The 17,164-nt window shown below is 68.6% G+C and carries 14 protein-coding genes and 1 pseudogene; 14 read left to right on the top strand and 1 reads right to left on the bottom strand.

The window, feature by feature from the left end; genetic code table 11:
- Positions 1-28: 28 nt before the first annotated feature.
- Positions 29-871 (bottom strand): C40 family peptidase, encoded by an 843-nt coding sequence (locus ACWF94_RS12115; RefSeq protein ID WP_453487245.1) that lies wholly within the window; start codon positions 869-871, stop codon positions 29-31.
- 1,309 nt (positions 872-2,180) lie between these two features.
- On the opposite strand from ACWF94_RS12115, the gene ACWF94_RS12110 reads away from it, so the two are divergent.
- The 14 genes and pseudogenes from ACWF94_RS12110 to ACWF94_RS12045 all read left to right on the top strand — a co-directional run.
- A complete protein-coding gene (locus ACWF94_RS12110) occupies positions 2,181-2,540 on the top strand; it encodes an NADH-quinone oxidoreductase subunit A (RefSeq protein WP_073792966.1) in 360 nt (119 codons plus the stop codon).
- A gap of 18 nt (positions 2,541-2,558) precedes the next feature.
- Complete coding sequence (locus ACWF94_RS12105; protein WP_453487244.1) at positions 2,559-3,113, top strand: NuoB/complex I 20 kDa subunit family protein; 555 nt, start codon at positions 2,559-2,561, stop codon at positions 3,111-3,113.
- A gap of 91 nt (positions 3,114-3,204) precedes the next feature.
- A complete protein-coding gene (locus ACWF94_RS12100) occupies positions 3,205-3,933 on the top strand; it encodes an NADH-quinone oxidoreductase subunit C (protein WP_453487243.1) in 729 nt (242 codons plus the stop codon).
- Positions 3,930-5,252 carry an NADH-quinone oxidoreductase subunit D gene (locus tag ACWF94_RS12095; RefSeq protein WP_453487242.1) on the top strand — a complete coding sequence of 441 codons (1,323 nt, stop codon included), beginning with the start codon at positions 3,930-3,932 and terminating at the stop codon, positions 5,250-5,252. The genes ACWF94_RS12100 and ACWF94_RS12095 overlap by 4 nt, the downstream gene beginning before the upstream one ends.
- A complete protein-coding gene (nuoE, locus tag ACWF94_RS12090) occupies positions 5,249-6,151 on the top strand; it encodes an NADH-quinone oxidoreductase subunit NuoE (RefSeq protein WP_453487241.1) in 903 nt (300 codons plus the stop codon). Before ACWF94_RS12095 ends, nuoE begins: the two co-directional genes overlap by 4 nt.
- Positions 6,151-7,500 (top strand): NADH-quinone oxidoreductase subunit NuoF, encoded by a 1,350-nt coding sequence (gene nuoF, locus ACWF94_RS12085; protein ID WP_453487240.1) that lies wholly within the window; start codon positions 6,151-6,153, stop codon positions 7,498-7,500. Before nuoE ends, nuoF begins: the two co-directional genes overlap by 1 nt.
- A 79-nt stretch (positions 7,501-7,579) precedes the next feature.
- A complete protein-coding gene (locus ACWF94_RS12080) occupies positions 7,580-10,087 on the top strand; it encodes an NADH-quinone oxidoreductase subunit G (RefSeq protein WP_453487239.1) in 2,508 nt (835 codons plus the stop codon).
- On the top strand, positions 10,084-11,454 hold the full coding sequence (gene nuoH, locus ACWF94_RS12075; protein ID WP_453487238.1) for an NADH-quinone oxidoreductase subunit NuoH: 1,371 nt from the start codon (positions 10,084-10,086) through the stop codon (positions 11,452-11,454). The genes ACWF94_RS12080 and nuoH overlap by 4 nt, the downstream gene beginning before the upstream one ends.
- A complete protein-coding gene (nuoI, locus tag ACWF94_RS12070; RefSeq protein ID WP_453487237.1) occupies positions 11,447-12,034 on the top strand; it encodes an NADH-quinone oxidoreductase subunit NuoI in 588 nt (195 codons plus the stop codon). Before nuoH ends, nuoI begins: the two co-directional genes overlap by 8 nt.
- A complete protein-coding gene (locus ACWF94_RS12065) occupies positions 12,031-12,948 on the top strand; it encodes an NADH-quinone oxidoreductase subunit J (protein ID WP_453487236.1) in 918 nt (305 codons plus the stop codon). Before nuoI ends, ACWF94_RS12065 begins: the two co-directional genes overlap by 4 nt.
- A complete protein-coding gene (gene nuoK / locus ACWF94_RS12060) occupies positions 12,945-13,244 on the top strand; it encodes an NADH-quinone oxidoreductase subunit NuoK (RefSeq protein ID WP_073744124.1) in 300 nt (99 codons plus the stop codon). The genes ACWF94_RS12065 and nuoK overlap by 4 nt, the downstream gene beginning before the upstream one ends.
- Before the next feature lie 6 nt (positions 13,245-13,250).
- Positions 13,251-15,152 carry an NADH-quinone oxidoreductase subunit L gene (gene nuoL, locus ACWF94_RS12055; RefSeq protein WP_453487235.1) on the top strand — a complete coding sequence of 634 codons (1,902 nt, stop codon included), beginning with the start codon at positions 13,251-13,253 and terminating at the stop codon, positions 15,150-15,152.
- A 5-nt stretch (positions 15,153-15,157) separates the two neighbouring features.
- Positions 15,158-16,792 (top strand): NADH-quinone oxidoreductase subunit M, encoded by a 1,635-nt coding sequence (locus ACWF94_RS12050; RefSeq protein WP_453487234.1) that lies wholly within the window; start codon positions 15,158-15,160, stop codon positions 16,790-16,792.
- A pseudogene (locus ACWF94_RS12045) lies at positions 16,789-17,164 on the top strand (NADH-quinone oxidoreductase subunit NuoN); the annotation flags it as partial. The gene ACWF94_RS12050 and the pseudogene ACWF94_RS12045, both read left to right, overlap by 4 nt.

The following is a 17,164-nucleotide window of genomic DNA, read 5'->3' as shown; positions in this document are numbered from 1 at the left end:
CCTAGGGCCTGTCTGTGGACCGGCCGGCTCAGAGAACGCGGACCGCGCCCGTGGCCGGGTAGCCCGAGAGGTCCTGGATCACCACGCCCTTGCTGGGGTTGGCCGCGTCCAGGTACTTGCCGTCGCCGATGTAGACACCGGTGTGGTACGCGTTGCCCGCGCTGCCCCAGTACAGGATGTCGCCGACCTGGAGGTTGCTGGTGCCCACCTGGGTCCCGGCCGTCGACTGGTCCTGGGAGACCCGGGGAAGGTCGACACCGACCTGGCGGAACGCCGCCTGGACCAGGCTGGAGCAGTCCCAGGAGTTCGGCCCGGTGGCACCCATGACATACGCGTCGCCGACCTGCGCCTTGAGGAAGGCGATGACGGTTCCGACGGAACCGGACGCCTGCGTGGAACTCTTGCTCGACGAGCTGCTGCCCGACGACGCCTTGGACGCGTTCGAGGAGTTCGAGGAGGCCGTGGAGAGGGCGGTGCGCTCGGCGGTGCGGGAAGCGCGCTCCTGGGCCTCCGCCCGCTTCTTCGCCTCGGCCTTCTCGGCCTCCGCCTTGCGGACCGCCTCGGCCTTGGCCTTCTTCGCGGTCTGCGCGGCGGCCTTGGCCGCCGCGTCCTCCTGCGCCTGCAACTCAAGGTCGAACGCGACCTGCTGCTGGGCAGCGGCGGACTGCGCGACCGCCTGGGAGAGACCCGCGGGGTTGATCGTGGGCATCTCTATGGTCTCGGTCACCGGCTCGGCGTTCGCCGGCCCGGCGGCTCCGGCCACTGCGATGGTGCTGAGGACGCCACCGGCAACTCCGGCCCGGAGCGCCATGGACGAGGCGCTGCGACGGCGGGGCTTCCGGTGGCTGGGTATGTGAGCGGTGTGGGACATAGGGACAACCGCTATCAGTCGTCCAGGGTTCCCGACAAGAAACGTGTGTTGCGCCACAGTTATGAGCGGAACAAGTCAATCCGCTTGCTTCAGCCCTTTATTGACGCCCTAACGGGCAATCCGGGCATGCTCGACCTTGCCCTTGATCACGCGCTTTCAGGAAAACGTCCGAATTGCCCTGGGCCTACCATCCACTCCATCCGTTGGCCAAGCCCCGCTTTTATCGAGTCGTGACCATGTGACGCAGGTCACGGCGCCCATGTGCCCCCGCCGACGCCCGGCAGTTGGCTGAAAACCCGTCAGGACACCCGTCGTCGCCACCGCGGCCAAGCACCCGCCCGATGATCGTTTCCCGTCGGTCCGAGGAGTCCGAGAACGGTTCCGCGCGCGAACTGAGGACGAAGCGAGTGCCTGGCGAGTACCCGGCGGGGGCGTGGCGAGTACGCGGCGACCGCGCGGTGGGTACGCGACGCGTCACGGACGGTATATGCACGCGTACGAAGGGGAGCGCGCCCGACCGTACCGGCGATGATCGCGACGCCCCCGCGCGCACCACCCCGACGCGCGCCGCAGTGATCACCACGCCACCGAAGCGACCGCCGGAGCGATTGGACCGGAGCGATTGGACCGGAGCGGTCGGACCGGAGCGATCAGCCGGAGCGATCACCGCGCCGACCGCTGGACCGCATCGGCGATCTCCGCGGCGATCACCACCCGTGATCACGAGCCGTGATCACGAGCCGTGATCACGAGCCGCGATCGCAGCGGGCGATCACCACGCTTGATCACAAGCCATGATCACCCCCCGGGCCACAGCCGGCCCACCCGCATCACCGCGCCGGGACGGCCACCGCACCCCCGTCCCCCGCCCCCGTTCCACCCCGCCCGGGCCCCCGCGATCGTGAACGCGCGCACGCGTTCCCGGCCCTCCCCGGGGACCTCGCGGGGAAGTGAGGTGAGGCTCTCCTATCACCCGTCGCGGACCATCGCCAATTTGCTCGCACACGCCGTGCCTTGATATGGCAAACCCCCCTCGACCAGCGAGAACGTCATAAGTTGTCACTTCTGGTGACCACTCGCGCGCTTCGTGTACGAAGATCAACGCCTATTCGCCGTCATGATCCATCCCCGGGTGGTGGAGATCACAAGGGCGGTTACCGACCCCGTGTCGCAGATCACAGGACGGCAGGCATAGGATGCGGGGCAGTCGGGCTTGTGAACTGCCTCACATGAACACGATCTTCGAGGTGGTCCGGTAGACGCCCGGTGCGGTCCAACGGTCAATTGACGACTGGAAGGAGCGAGGAGGGTGAATGCTTACGCGCCCATCCTTGTGCTCGGCGCCCTCGGGGCAGGGTTTGCGATCTTCTCCGTGGTCATGGCCACGCTAATCGGCCCCAAGCGCTACAACCGGGCAAAGCTGGAGGCGTACGAGTGCGGCATCGAGCCGACACCGACGCCCGCCGGAGGCGGTCGCTTTCCCATCAAGTACTACCTGACGGCGATGCTCTTCATCATCTTCGACATCGAGATCGTCTTCCTCTACCCCTGGGCGGTCAGCTTCGACGCCCTGGGGCTTTTCGGGCTCGTGGAGATGCTGCTCTTCGTGCTCACCGTCTTCGTCGCCTATGCGTATGTGTGGCGGCGCGGCGGACTGGAATGGGACTGAGGGGCTGAGGGGCACCAAATGGGAATCGAAGAGAAACTGCCGAGCGGCTTTCTGCTGACGACCGTCGAGCAGGCCGCGGGCTGGGTGCGCAAGGCATCCGTCTTCCCCGCCACGTTCGGTCTGGCCTGCTGCGCCATCGAGATGATGACGACCGGCGCCGGCCGCTACGACCTGGCGCGCTTCGGCATGGAGGTCTTCCGCGGCTCACCGCGCCAGGCGGACCTGATGATCGTGGCGGGCCGGGTCAGCCAGAAGATGGCCCCTGTGCTGCGGCAGGTCTACGACCAGATGCCCAATCCCAAGTGGGTCATCTCCATGGGCGTTTGCGCGTCGTCGGGCGGCATGTTCAACAACTACGCGATCGTGCAGGGCGTCGACCATGTAGTCCCCGTCGACATCTATCTGCCCGGCTGCCCGCCCCGTCCCGAGATGCTGCTGGACGCGATCCTCAAGCTCCACCAGAAGATCCAGTCCTCCAAGCTCGGTGTGAACGCGGCGGAAGCGGCCCGCGAGGCGGAGGAAGCGGCGCTCAAGGCGCTCCCGACGATCGAGATGAAGGGGCTGCTCCGGTGAGCGACGCACGCACGGCCGCCGGGCCGCAGACGACTGTGAGAGCCGCACTTCTGAGCTGTGCGGGCGGAGAAGCTCACGAAGGAGTGGCGTGGTGAGCGACCAGCCGAACCCCGAGAAGGACCTCAGCGAGCAGAATCTGCCGGGGCATCGCGGCGAGCACGGTGAGGAGATCCGCGTCCAGCGCGGCATGTTCGGCGCCAACAACGGCGGCGACACCTCCGGCTACGGCGGACTCGTCCGCTCCATCCGGCTGCCCGGCCCCGCCCACCGCCCCTACGGCGGCTACTTCGACGAAGTGGCGGATGAACTCGAAGGCGCCCTGGAGGAACAGGGCCTCGTCCCCGAGAACGCCATCACGAAGACGGTCGTCGACCGCGGTGAGCTGACCTTCCACATCGAGCGCGAGCATCTGGTGCGGGTCGCCCGCACCCTGCGCGACGACCCGGCCCTGAGGTTCGAGCTGTGCACGGGGGTGAGCGGAGTCCACTACCCCGACGACAAGGGCCGTGAACTGCACGCCGTCTACCATCTGCGCTCGCTCACCCACGGCCGGCTGATCCGGGTCGAGGTCAGTGCCCCGGACCGCGATCCGCACATCCCCTCGCTGGTCGCGATCTATCCGACCAACGACTGGCACGAGCGCGAGACCTACGACTTCTTCGGCCTCGTCTTCGACGGTCACCCCGCCCTCACCCGGATCATGATGCCGGACGACTGGCAGGGCTTCCCCCAGCGCAAGGACTATCCGCTCGGCGGTATCCCCGTCGAGTACAAGGGCGCCCAGATCCCGGCTCCGGACCAGCGGAGGTCGTACTCGTGAGCACATCCCATGCATCCGCACGCGAAACCACCGAGGGACCCGTATATACGGTCACCGGTGGCGACTGGGACGAGATCGTCCAGACCGCGGCCAAAGCGGACGACGAGCGCATCGTCGTCAACATGGGCCCGCAGCACCCCTCCACCCACGGGGTGCTCCGGCTGATCCTGGAGATCGACGGCGAGACCGTCACCGAGGCCCGCTGCGGCATCGGCTATCTCCACACCGGCATCGAGAAGAATCTCGAATACCGGAACTGGACCCAGGGCACCACCTTCGTCACGCGCATGGATTACCTGACGCCCTTCTTCAACGAGGCCGCGTACTGCCTCGGTGTGGAGAAGCTGCTCGGCATCGAGGACCAGATCCCGGACCGGGCCACCGTCATCCGCGTGCTGCTGATGGAGCTGAACCGGCTCTCCTCCCATCTGGTGTGCATCGCCACCGGAGGCATGGAGCTGGGCGCCACCACGATCATGATCTACGGCTTCCGCGACCGTGAGCTGATCCTCGACCTCTTCGAGCTGATCACCGGCCTGCGGATGAACCACGCGTACATCCGCCCCGGCGGCCTCGCGCAGGATCTGCCCCCCGGCACCGTGGACCAGCTCCGCGAGTTCCTGAAGACCATGAAGAAGAACCTGCCGGAGTACGACAAGCTCGCCACCGGCAACCCGATCTTCAAGGCCCGGATGCAGGACATCGGCTATCTCGACCTGACCGGCTGTATGGCGCTGGGCGCCACCGGGCCGATCCTGCGCTCCGCCGGTCTCGCCCACGACCTGCGCAAAACCGACCCGTACTGCGGCTACGAGACCTACGACTTCGACGTCCCGACCGCCGAGACCTGTGACTCCTACGGCCGCTTCCTCATCCGGCTGGAGGAGATGCGCCAGTCGCTGCGGATCGTCGAGCAGTGCATCGACCGCCTGGAGCCCGGGCCGGTCATGGTCGCCGACAAGAAGATCGCCTGGCCCGCACAGCTCTCACTGGGCCCGGACGGACTCGGCAACTCCCTCGACCACATCAAGAAGATCATGGGCACCTCCATGGAGGCCCTGATCCACCACTTCAAGCTGGTCACCGAGGGCTTCAGAGTGCCGGCCGGCCAGGCGTACGCGGCGGTCGAGTCGCCCAAGGGCGAACTGGGCGCGCACATCGTCTCCGACGGCGGCACCCGCCCCTACCGGGTCCACTTCCGCGACCCGTCCTTCACCAACCTTCAGGCCATGGCGGCGATGTGCGAGGGCGGCCAGGTCGCCGACGTCATCGTCGCCGTCGCGTCCATCGACCCCGTGATGGGAGGCGTCGACCGATGACGGCCCAGTCGTCCAGCCAAGAAGTGCAACTGGGGATGCCCCAGCTCCCCGCACCCGACTATCCGGCCGACGTCCGCGCCCGGCTGGAGACGGACGCCAAGGAGGTCATCTCCCGCTACCCGGGCTCGCGTTCGGCGCTGCTGCCGCTGCTGCACCTGGTGCAGTCGGAGGACGGCTATGTCACCCGCACGGGCATGCGGTTCTGCGCGGAGATGCTCGACCTGACCACGGCCGAGGTCACCGCCGTCGCCACCTTCTACACCATGTACCGGCGCAAGCCGTCCGGTGACTACCAGGTCGGGGTCTGCACCAACACCCTCTGCGCGGTGATGGGCGGCGACGCCATCTTCGAGGATCTCAAGGAATACCTCGGCGTCGGCAACAACGAGACCACCGATGACGGCAAGGTCACGCTGGAGCACATCGAGTGCAACGCGGCCTGCGACTTCGCCCCCGTCGTGATGGTCAACTGGGAGTTCTTCGACGACCAGACCCCCGAGTCCGCCCGCCGGCTCGTGGACGACCTGCGCGCCGGACGCCCGGTGGAACCGACCCGCGGCGCCCCCCTGTGCACCTACAAGGAGACCGCCCGCATCCTCGCCGGGTTCCCCGACGAGCGCCCCGGCGCGGTCGAGGCGAGCGGCGGCGCGGGCCCGGCCTCGCTGATCGGACTGCGCCTGGCCAAGGGCGAGGGAATCCCCGCCCGGGTGGTCTCCCCGCGCGGCCGGGCACCCCGCGACGAGCCCGGCCCCGGCGCCCAGCACCACCTCAGTTCGGCCCACCCGTCGCCCGACCACCACCCCTCAACGAGTCCCTCCGGGACGCAGAACACAACACAGCACACCTCGGACTCCGACCCGCGGCACCCGTCCGGTCCGGTCACCGAGGAGGGGGAGTGATGACCTTGGCACCCGAGATCAACGACACGAGTCCCGAGAAGCTGCTCGCGCCGGTCCTCACGGCCTTCTGGGACGAGGAGCGGTCCTGGACGCTGGAGACCTATCGGCGGCACGAGGGCTACCAGGGGCTGCGCAAGGCCCTGGCCATGGCGCCGGACGATGTCATCGCCTACGTCAAGGACTCCGGACTGCGCGGCCGAGGCGGCGCGGGCTTCCCCACCGGGATGAAGTGGCAGTTCATCCCGCAGGGCGACGGAAAGCCGCACTATCTAGTTGTCAACGCCGACGAATCCGAGCCGGGAACCTGCAAGGACATCCCGCTCATGTTCGCGAACCCGCATTCCCTCATCGAGGGGATGATCATCGCCTGCTACGCGATCCGGTCGAACCACGCCTTCATCTATCTCCGCGGTGAGACGGTCCCCGTACTGCGGCGACTGCACGAAGCGGTGCGCGAGGCGTACGAGGGCGGCTATCTCGGCAAGGACATCCTCGGCAGCGGACTCGACCTCGACATCACGGTGCACGCGGGCGCGGGCGCGTACATCTGCGGTGAGGAGACCGCGCTGCTGGACTCACTGGAGGGACGGCGCGGCCAGCCCCGGCTGCGACCCCCCTTCCCCGCGGTCGCCGGTCTGTACGCGTGCCCCACTGTCGTGAACAACGTCGAGTCCATCGCATCGGTTCCCGCGATCCTCCATCGGGGAAAAGACTGGTTCAAGTCGATGGGGACCGAGAAGTCCGCCGGCTTCACGCTCTACTCCCTCAGCGGCCATGTCGCCGGCCCCGGCCAGTACGAGGGCCCGCTCGGCATCACCCTGCGCCAGCTCCTGGAGATGAGCGGCGGGATGCGCCCCGGCCACCGGCTCAAGTTCTGGACGCCCGGCGGCTCCTCCACTCCGATGCTCACCGCCGAGCACCTCGATGTGCCGCTCGACTACGAGGGCGTCGCCGGGGCGGGCTCCATGCTCGGCACCAAGGCGCTCCAGTGCTTCGACGAGACGACCTGTGTCGTACGCGCCGTGACCCGCTGGACCGAGTTCTACGCCCATGAGTCCTGCGGCAAGTGCACACCGTGCCGCGAAGGCACCTACTGGCTGGTCCAGTTGCTGCGGGACATCGAAGCGGGCCGGGGCGTCATGTCCGACCTCGACAAGCTCAACGACATCGCCGACAACATCAACGGCAAGTCCTTCTGTGCTCTCGGCGACGGTGCCGCCGCGCCGATCTTCTCCTCGCTCCAGTACTTCCGCGAGGAGTACGAGCAGCACATCACCGGCAACGGCTGCCCCTTCGACCCGGCGAAATCCACCGCGTGGGCCGACAAACACCAGGAGGTGTCCGCATGACCGTGGCGTACGCGCCGAGCCCCGGCCACGCCGCGGGCCACGGCCCGCGGTCCGACTCGCCTCGCGCGGAGGTGCGGGCATGACCGTCACCACATCCAACCCCGCGGGCGGCGGCAGCGCGGCTGTCCCGCCCGAGGACCTCGTCTCGCTGACCATCGACGGCGCCGAGATCAGCGTCCCCAAGGGGACGCTCGTCATCCGCGCCGCCGAACTGCTCGGCATCGAGATCCCCCGGTTCTGCGACCACCCCCTCCTCGACCCGGTCGGCGCCTGCCGCCAGTGCATCGTCGAGGTCGAGGGCCAGCGCAAGCCGATGGCCTCCTGCACGATCACCTGCACCGACGGCATGGTCGTCAAGTCGCAGCTCAGCTCGCCCGCCGCCGAGAAGGCGCAGAAGGGCGTGATGGAGCTGCTGCTGATCAACCATCCGCTGGACTGCCCGGTCTGTGACAAGGGCGGTGAGTGCCCGCTCCAGAACCAGGCGATGTCGCACGGCGACACCGACTCCCGCTTCGAGGGCAAGAAGCGGACGTTCGAGAAGCCGGTGCCGATCTCCACTCAGGTGCTGCTCGACCGTGAGCGCTGTGTGCTCTGCGCCCGCTGCACCCGGTTCTCGAACCAGATCGCCGGCGACCCGATGATCGAACTGCTCGAACGGGGCGCGCTCCAGCAGGTCGGCACCGGTGAGGGCGACCCCTTCGAGTCGTACTTCTCCGGGAACACCATTCAGATCTGCCCGGTGGGCGCGCTGACCTCGGCGGCCTACCGCTTCCGGTCCCGCCCCTTCGACCTGGTCTCGTCGCCGAGCGTGTGCGAGCACTGCTCCGGCGGCTGCGCGACTCGCACCGACCACCGGCGCGGCAAGGTCATGCGCAGGCTCGCCGCCGACGACCCCGAGGTCAACGAGGAGTGGATCTGCGACAAGGGCCGCTTCGGCTTCCGGTACGCGCAGCAGCGCGACCGGCTGTCGAGCCCGCTGGTCCGCGACGCGGAGGGCGTGCTCCAGCCCGCGAGCTGGCCCGAGGCACTGGCCGCCGCGGCTGCCGGGCTGAGCGCGGCGCGCGGCCGGGCCGCGGTCCTGGCGGGCGGCCGGCTCACTGTCGAGGACGCCTACGCGTACGGCAAGTTCGCCCGGGTCGTCCTCGGCACCAACGATGTCGACTTCCGCGCCCGGGTGCACTCGTCCGAGGAGGCCGACTTCCTGGCCGCCCGGGTCGCGGGCCGCGGGCGGGACCTGGACGGCACCGGGGTCACCTACTCCGTACTGGAGAAGGCCCCGGCGGTCCTCCTGGCCGGGTTCGAGTCGGAGGAGGAGGCCCCCGGCGTCTTCCTGCGGCTGCGCAAGGCCAACCGCAAGCACGGTCAGCGCACCTTCGCGCTGGCCACCCACGCCACCCGGGGCCTCCTTAAGGCGGGCGGCACGCTGCTGCCCGCCGCGCCCGGCACCGAGACCGAGTGGCTGGACGCGCTGAGCGGCAATGTCGGTCTCGACGGCGACGGGGCACGGGCCGCCGAGGCGCTGCGCACCGAGGGCGCCGTGATCGTCGTCGGTGAACGGCTCGCCGGGGTGCCCGGCGGACTGACCGCCGCCGTACGGGCCGCGACCGCGACCGGTGCCCGGCTGGTGTGGATTCCGCGCCGGGCGGGCGAACGCGGCGCCGTCGAGGCGGGCGCGATCCCCTCGCTGCTGCCCGGCGGGCGCCCGGCCACCGACCCGAGGGCCCGTGAGGAGACCGCCGAGATCTGGCGCGTACGCGAACTCCCGCACCGTTACGGGCGGGACACCGGCCAGATCGTCGAGGCCGCGGCCACCGGCGAACTGGGCGCCCTGGTCGTCGCGGGCGTCGAGGTCGCGGACCTTCCCGACCCGCCACGCGCGCGTGAGGCGCTCGACGCGGTCGGTTTCCTCATCTCCCTGGAGCTGCGGCCGAGCGAGGTCACCGACCGGGCGGATGTCGTCTTCCCGGTCGCGGCCGTCGCCGAGAAGCCCGGCACCTTCCTCAACTGGGAGGGCAGGGCGAGGCTGTTCGAGGCCGCGCTCAAGCCGGAGCAGATGACGCGACGCGTCGCACCGGCCGATGCCCGGGTGCTGCACATGATCGCGGAGGAGATGGACATCCCCTTCGCCCTGCCGGACCTCAGGGCCGTGCGCGGGGAGCTGGACCGGCTCGGCGGCTGGAGCGGAGAGCGGGCCTCCGGCCCGATGGAGTCCACCCAGACGCCGCCCCGCCCGGCACCGGGCGAGGCGCTGCTCGCCGGGCACCGGCTGCTGCTCGACCAGGGTCTGCTCCAGCGCGGCGACACGGCGCTGGCGGGGACCCGCCACGCGGCCGTCGCCCGGCTCTCGGCGGCGACGGCGGAGGAGACCGGGGTCAAGGACGGCGACGAACTGTCGGTCTCCGGCCCCGCGGGCACCGTACGGCTGCCGCTCCAGGTCACCGAGATGCCCGACCGGGTGGTGTGGCTGCCGCTGAACTCCACGGGCGGCGGAGTCACTTCGGACACCGGCGCGCTCCCCGGCCAGGTCGTCCGCATCGGTCCGGCCTCCCCCGAGGCCGCCACGGAAGCGCCGGAGGTACACGCATGATCGCCGAGGTCCAGCTCCTCGCGGCGGAGGATCTCTCGCTGTTCGGGCGCGACCCCTGGTGGCTCGTCGCCATCAAGGCCGTGTTCTGCTTCGCCTTCCTGATGGTCACCGTGCTGCTCTCCATCGTGTGGGAGCGCAAGGTGGTCGCCTGGATGCAGCTGCGCATCGGCCCCAACCGGCACGGCCCCTGGGGCATGCTCCAGTCACTCGCCGACGGCATCAAGCTGATGCTGAAGGAGGATGTGATCGTCAAGCGCGCGGACAAAGTGGTCTATATCCTTGCGCCGATCATCGCCGCGGCACCCGCCTTCATGGCCATCGCCGTCATCCCCTTCGGGCCGGCCGGCAACGAGGTCTCGATCTTCGGCCACCGCACCACGATGCAGCTCACCGACCTGCCGATCGCGATGCTCTACGTCCTCGCGATCGCCTCGGTCGGCATCTACGGCATCGTCCTCGCGGGCTGGTCGTCCGGTTCGACGTACCCCCTGCTCGGCGGATTGCGCTCCTGCGCGCAGATGATCTCGTACGAGATCGCCATGGGCGCGGCCTTCGCCTCCGTCTTCCTCTACTCGGGGTCGATGTCGACCTCCGCGATCGTGGAGGCGCAGGCGGACCGCTGGTTCGTGATCCTGCTGCCGGTCTCGTTCATCATCTACGTCGTCACGATGGTCGGCGAGACCAACCGGGCGCCGTTCGACATGCCGGAGTCCGAGGGCGACCTGGTCGGCGGCTTCAACACCGAGTACAGCTCGATCAAGTTCGCGATGTTCATGCTGGCGGAGTACGTCAACATGGTCACCGTCTCCGCCGTCTCGGTGACGCTCTTCCTGGGCGGCTGGCGGGCCCCGTACCCGATCTCCACCTTCTGGGAGGGCGCGAACCACGGCTGGTGGCCGATGCTCTGGTTCATCGTCAAGGTCCAGCTGCTGCTGTTCTTCTTCATCTGGCTGCGCGGCACCCTGCCCCGGGTGCGCTACGACCAGTTGATGAAGCTCGGCTGGAAGGTCCTCATCCCGGTCTCGGTGGTCTGGCTGATGCTGGTCGCGACCGTGCGGGCGCTGCGGAACGAGGGCTACGACTTCCAGCAGATCCTGTTGTACGTGGCGGGCGCGGTCATCGCCGTACTGCTGCTGTCCTTCATCGCGGACATGTTCCGCGGCAAGAAGGACAAGGCGGCGGACCTGGAGCCGCCCGCTGTCTTCGACCCGATGGCGGGCGGATATCCCGTGCCGCCACTGCCCGGGCAGACCCTGCCTCCGGTGCCGCGCAGGCGTCCCCGCCAGGAGCGCGAGCTGATTGTCAGTGGTGGCCCCGACACTATGAGTGACGGACCTCGTGACGGAAAGGAGGCTGACGGTGTCTGAGGAATCGAAGGGCAAGTTCCAGAATCCGGTCGCCGGCTTCGGCGTGACCTTCAAGGCCATGTTCAAGAAGCGGCTGACCGAGCAGTATCCGGAGCAGCAGAAGGTCACAGCGCCGCGCTTCCACGGCCGGCACCAGCTCAACCGTCATCCGGACGGCCTGGAGAAGTGCGTCGGCTGCGAGCTGTGCGCCTGGGCCTGCCCGGCCGACGCGATCTATGTGGAGGGCGCGGACAACACCGAGGAGGAGCGGTACTCCCCGGGTGAGCGCTACGGCCGCGTCTACCAGATCAATTACGCCCGCTGCATCCTCTGCGGACTGTGCATCGAGGCGTGTCCCACGCGGGCGCTGACGATGACGAACGACTTCGAGCTGGCCGACAGCTCCCGCGAGAACCTCATCTACACCAAGGAGCAGCTGCTCGCCGGTTTGGACGAGGGCATGGTCGACTCGCCGCATTCGATCTTCCCCGGCATGGACGAGACGGACTACTACCGGGGGCTGGTCACCGAGGCCGCCCCTGGCACGGTCCAGCAGGTCGCCGTCTCCAAGGGGGAGAAGGGCGAGGAGGTGGACGCATGACCGGCGTCAGTGGTCTGGGCGGGCTGAACACCCTTGCCGCGACCACCACATCGACGGGCGAGGCCGTCCAGTTCTGGGTGCTCGGCACCATCGCGGTGATCGGCGCGCTCTGCACGATCCTGATGAAGCGGGCCGTGCACAGCGCGCTCTGCCTCGCCGGGACCATGATCATCCTGGCGGTGTTCTACCTCGCCAACGGCGCGTACTTCCTGGGCATCGTCCAGATCGTCGTCTACACCGGCGCGATCATGATGCTGTTCCTCTTCGTCGTCATGCTGGTCGGTGTCACCGCGGCGGACTCCCTCAAGGAGACGCTGAAGGGGCAGCGCTGGCTGGCCGCGATCTGCGGGCTCGGCTTCGGCGTCCTGCTGATCACCGGCCTCGGCAATGCCTCGCTGAAGAACTTCAACGGTCTGGGCGCGGCCAACAGCGCGCACGGCGGCAATGTCGAGGGTCTCGCGGCCCTCATCTTCACCAAGTACGTCTTCGCGTTCGAGATCACCGGCGCGCTGCTGATCACCGCGGCCGTCGGCGCGATGGTGCTCACCCACAGGGAGCGCACCGAGCGCGCCAAGACCCAGCGCGAGCTGGCCGATGAGCGCGTACGGACCGGCAAGCAGCTCCCGCCGCTCCCGGCCCCCGGTGTCTACGCCCGGCACAACGCGGTGGACATCGCCGGCCTGCTGCCGGACGGCACCGCATCCGAGCTGACCGTGATCAGCACTCTGCGCGAGCGCGGACAGATCCGTGATGTGTCCCGCCAGGCGCTGGACGACATCAAGGCGCTGGAGCAGCGCTCGGAGGAGCGGCTCGGCCGCGACACCTCCGACGACGACCGGGGCGGACCCGACCGGGACGGGCCCGACCGGGGCGACGTCGGCCGGGACCGGGACGAAGAGGAGGCCACACGGTGAATCCGGTCAACTACCTCTATCTCGCCGCGCTGCTGTTCACCATCGGTGCGTCCGGAGTCCTGATCCGGCGGAACGCGATCGTCGTGTTCATGTGCATCGAGCTGATGCTCAACGCCTGCAACCTCGCGCTCGTCGCCTTCTCCCGGATGCACGGCAATCTCGACGGCCAGATCATCGCGTTCTTCACGATGGTCGTCGCCGCCGCGGAGGTCGTGGTCGGACTCGCGATCATCGTGTCGCTGTTCCGTTCCCGCCACTCGGCCTCGGTCGACGACGCCAGCCTGATGAAGCTGTGAGGGACCGTGAATAACCTGATTGCGCTGCTCGTCGCGGCGCCTCTGCTCGGAGCGGCGGTGCTCCTGTGCGGCGGACGGCGGCTCGACCGCACCGGCCATGTGCTCGGCACGGCGCTCGCCGCCGCGTCGTTCGCCGTCGGCGTGGTGCTGTTCGCCGACATGCTGGGCAAGGGCGCGGACGACCGGGCCCTGCACCAGAAGCTGTTCAGCTGGATTCCCGTCGAGGGCTTCCAGGCGGACATCGCCTTCCAGCTCGACCAGCTGTCGATGACCTTCGTCCTGCTGATCACCGGTGTGGGCACCCTGATCCATATCTACTCCATCGGGTATATGGAGCACGATGAGCGGCGCCGCCGCTTCTTCGGCTATCTGAACCTGTTCCTCGCGGCGATGCTCCTGCTGGTCGTCGCGGACAACTACCTGCTGCTGTACTTCGGCTGGGAGGGCGTCGGCCTCGCCTCGTACCTCCTGATCGGCTTCTGGCAGCACAAGCCCAGCGCGGCGACGGCGGCCAAGAAGGCGTTCCTCGTCAACCGCGTCGGTGACATCGGCCTGTCGATCGCGATCATGCTGATGTTCACCACCTTCGGCACCTTCGCCTTCGGGCCGGTCCTCGGGTCGGTGGACGAGACCAGCGAGGGCAAGCTCACGGCGATCGGCCTGATGCTGCTGCTCGCCGCCTGCGGCAAGTCCGCGCAGGTGCCGCTCCAGTCCTGGCTGGGTGACGCGATGGAGGGCCCGACCCCGGTCTCGGCCCTGATCCACGCGGCCACCATGGTGACCGCCGGCGTCTATCTCATCGTCCGCTCCGGAGCGATCTTCAACGCCGCGCCGGACGCACAGCTCGCGGTCGTCGTCGTCGGTGCGGTCACGCTCCTCTTCGGTGCGATCGTCGGTTGCGCCAAGGACGACATCAAGAAGGCGCTCGCCGGTTCGACGATGTCGCAGATCGGCTACATGATCCTGGCCGCGGGCCTCGGCCCGATCGGCTATGTCTTCGCGATCATGCACCTGGTGACCCACGGCTTCTTCAAGGCCGGTCTCTTCCTCGGCGCCGGTTCGGTCATGCACGGCATGAACGACGAGGTCGACATGCGCAAGTACGGCGGCCTGCGGAAGTACATGCCGGTCACCTTCGTCACCTTCGGTCTCGGCTATCTGGCGATCATCGGCTTCCCGGGTCTGTCCGGCTTCTTCTCCAAGGACAAGATCATCGAGGCCGCGTTCGCCAAGGGCGGCACCGAGGGCTGGATCCTCGGCGGCATCACCCTGCTGGGCGCGGCGATCACCGCGTTCTATATGACCCGCGTGATGCTGCTGACCTTCTTCGGTGAGAAGCGCTGGCAGCCGGACGCCCAGGGCCAGGAGCCCCACCCGCACGAGTCGCCCCGGTCCATGACGATCCCCATGATCATCCTGGCCTTCGGCTCGGTCTTCGCCGGCGGCTTCTTCTCCATCGGCGACCGCTTCCTGAACTGGCTGGAGCCGGTCACCGGCGCCGAGCACGGGCATCCGCCCGTCAGCGCGCTCACGGTCACCGGGTCCACCGTCGTCGTCCTGCTGATCGGCGTCGCCATCGCCTGGGTGATGTACGGACGCAAGAGCAAGCCGGTCCCGGTCGTCGCCCCGCGCGGCTCGCTGCTCACCCGGGCCGCCCGCCGCGATCTCCTTCAGGACGACTTCAACCATGTGGTCCTGGTCCGCGGCGGCGAGCACCTCACCCGCTCCCTGGTCTATGTCGACCACACCCTGGTCGACGGGGTGGTCAACGGCACGGCCGCCTCGGTCGGCGGTCTCTCGGGCCGGCTGCGCAAGCTCCAGAACGGCTACGCCCGCTCGTACGCCGTCTCGATGTTCGGAGGTACGGCTGTGCTGATCGCCGCGACCCTGCTGATGAGGGCGGTGTAACTGTCATGTCTTTCCCGCTCCTTACGGCTACCGCGGCGCTCCCGGCGATCGGTGCGATCGTCACCGCCGCCGTGCCCGCGGCGCGCAGGACGGCGGCGAAGCGGCTGGCCCTGCTGTTCTCGCTGGGCACTCTGGTGCTGGCCGCCGTCACGCTCGTACGCTTCGAGCCCGGCGGCGACCGCTACCAGCTCACCGAGTCCCATTCCTGGATCAAGGACTTCGGCGTCCGGTACGAGCTGGGTGTGGACGGCATCGGGGTCGTGCTGATCGCCCTGACCGCGCTGCTGATCCCGTTCGTCATCCTGGCCGGGTGGAATGACGCCGACCCGGTCGAAACGCCGGCGGACTCCGCAGCCTCCGCAGCCTCCGCGAAATCGGCGGGCTCCGAAGGCTCCAGCGTCGCGACCGGCCGGTGGCGGCCCACCCAGGGCTTCTTCGCCCTGATCCTGATGGTCGAGGCGATGGTGATCCTCTCCTTCGAGGCCACCGACGTCTTCCTCTTCTACATCCTGTTCGAAGCCATGCTGATCCCGATGTACTTCCTCATCGGCGGTTTCGGCGACCGCGCTCACGCGGGCAGCGATCAGCACGCGGCGGCCCAGCGGTCGTACGCGGCGGTGAAGTTCCTGCTGTACAACCTGGCCGGCGGACTGATCATGCTGGCCGCCGTCATCGGGCTCTATGTCGTCGCGGGGAGCTTCTCGCTCACCGAGATCGCCGAGGCGCGCGCGAGCGGCCAGCTGGAGATGGCGACCAACACCGAGCGGCTGCTGTTCCTCGGTTTCTTCTTCGCCTTCGCGATCAAGGCCCCGCTGTGGCCGCTGCACACCTGGCTGCCGAACGCGATGGGGGAGGCGACCGCTCCGGTCGCCGTCCTGATCACCGCGGTCGTCGACAAGGTCGGCACCTTCGCGATGCTGCGGTTCTGTCTCCAGCTCTTCCCGGAGGCGTCCAAGTGGGCCACCCCGGTGGTCCTGGTGCTCGCCCTGATCAGCATTGTGTACGGGGCGCTCCTCGCGGTCGGCCAGCGCGACATCAAGCGGCTGGTCGCCTACGCCTCGATCTCGCACTTCGGCTTCATCATCCTGGGCATCTTCGCGATGACCTCCCAGGGCCAGTCGGGCGCGACGCTCTACATGGTCAACCACGGGCTCTCGACCGCCGCGCTGATGCTGGTGGCCGGGTTCCTGATCTCCCGGCGCGGCTCGCGGCTCATCGCGGACTACGGCGGAGTGCAGAAGGTCGCGCCGGTGCTCGCGGGCACCTTCCTGATCGGCGGTCTGGCGACGCTCTCACTGCCGGGTCTCGCGCCGTTCGTCAGTGAGTTCCTGGTCCTGGTCGGCACGTTCGCGCGCTATCCGGTCGCCGGGATCATCGCGACGTCCGGGATAGTGCTGGCCGCGCTCTACACCCTCGTCCTCTACCAGCGGACCATGACCGGTCCGGTGAAGGCCGAGGTGAAGGGGATGCCCGACCTCAAGGCACGTGAGCTGGCGGTGATCGCCCCGCTGATCGCGCTGCTGATCTTCCTCGGTGTCTTCCCGAAGCCGCTGACGGAGATCGTCAACCCCGCCGTGGAGCACACGATGTCCGACGTACAGCAGAAGGACCCCCGGCCCGACCTGGAGGCGGCCAAGTGAGCGCTACAGCTGTCCACAGCCTGTGGACGACGGCGGCCGAGCCGATCGACAAGATCAAGGCCCCCGATATCGAGTACGCGCAGCTGGCGCCGATCCTGATCGTCGTCGGTGCGGCGGTCGTGGGTCTGCTGCTGGAGGCGTTCCTGCCGCGCAAGGCGCGCTACCGCGCGCAGGTCTTTCTCACCCTCCTCGCGCTGGTCGCCTCGTTCGCCTCGATCCTGGGGCTCGCGCAGGGCGGGTACGGCACCACCAAGGTGAACATCGCGGCGATGGGCGCCATCGCCATCGACGGACCGACACTGTTCCTCCAGGGCACGATCCTGCTGACGTCGGTGGTCGCCGTGATGACCTTCGCCGAGCGCAGGCTCGACC

The sequence above is a fragment of the Streptomyces sp. NPDC055078 genome (assembly GCF_053607985.1).
The sequence above is the reverse complement of the archived record's forward strand: the minus strand, read 5'-3'. Positions and strand labels throughout refer to the sequence as shown.

Bases quoted from the DNA above. Each gene is read 5' to 3' on its own strand.
- ACWF94_RS12115 (WP_453487245.1), bottom strand. From the start codon at position 871: ATGTCCCACACCGCTCACATACCCAGCCACCGGAAGCCCCGCCGTCGC.
- ACWF94_RS12105 (WP_453487244.1), top strand. From the start codon at position 2,559: ATGGGAATCGAAGAGAAACTGCCGAGCGGCTTTCTGCTGACGACCGTC.
- ACWF94_RS12065 (WP_453487236.1), top strand. From the start codon at position 12,031: ATGACCGGCGTCAGTGGTCTGGGCGGGCTGAACACCCTTGCCGCGACC.
- nuoE (WP_453487241.1), top strand. From the start codon at position 5,249: ATGACGGCCCAGTCGTCCAGCCAAGAAGTGCAACTGGGGATGCCCCAG.
- nuoH (WP_453487238.1), top strand. From the start codon at position 10,084: ATGATCGCCGAGGTCCAGCTCCTCGCGGCGGAGGATCTCTCGCTGTTC.
- ACWF94_RS12080 (WP_453487239.1), top strand. From the start codon at position 7,580: ATGACCGTCACCACATCCAACCCCGCGGGCGGCGGCAGCGCGGCTGTC.
- nuoF (WP_453487240.1), top strand. From the start codon at position 6,151: ATGACCTTGGCACCCGAGATCAACGACACGAGTCCCGAGAAGCTGCTC.
- ACWF94_RS12050 (WP_453487234.1), top strand. From the start codon at position 15,158: ATGTCTTTCCCGCTCCTTACGGCTACCGCGGCGCTCCCGGCGATCGGT.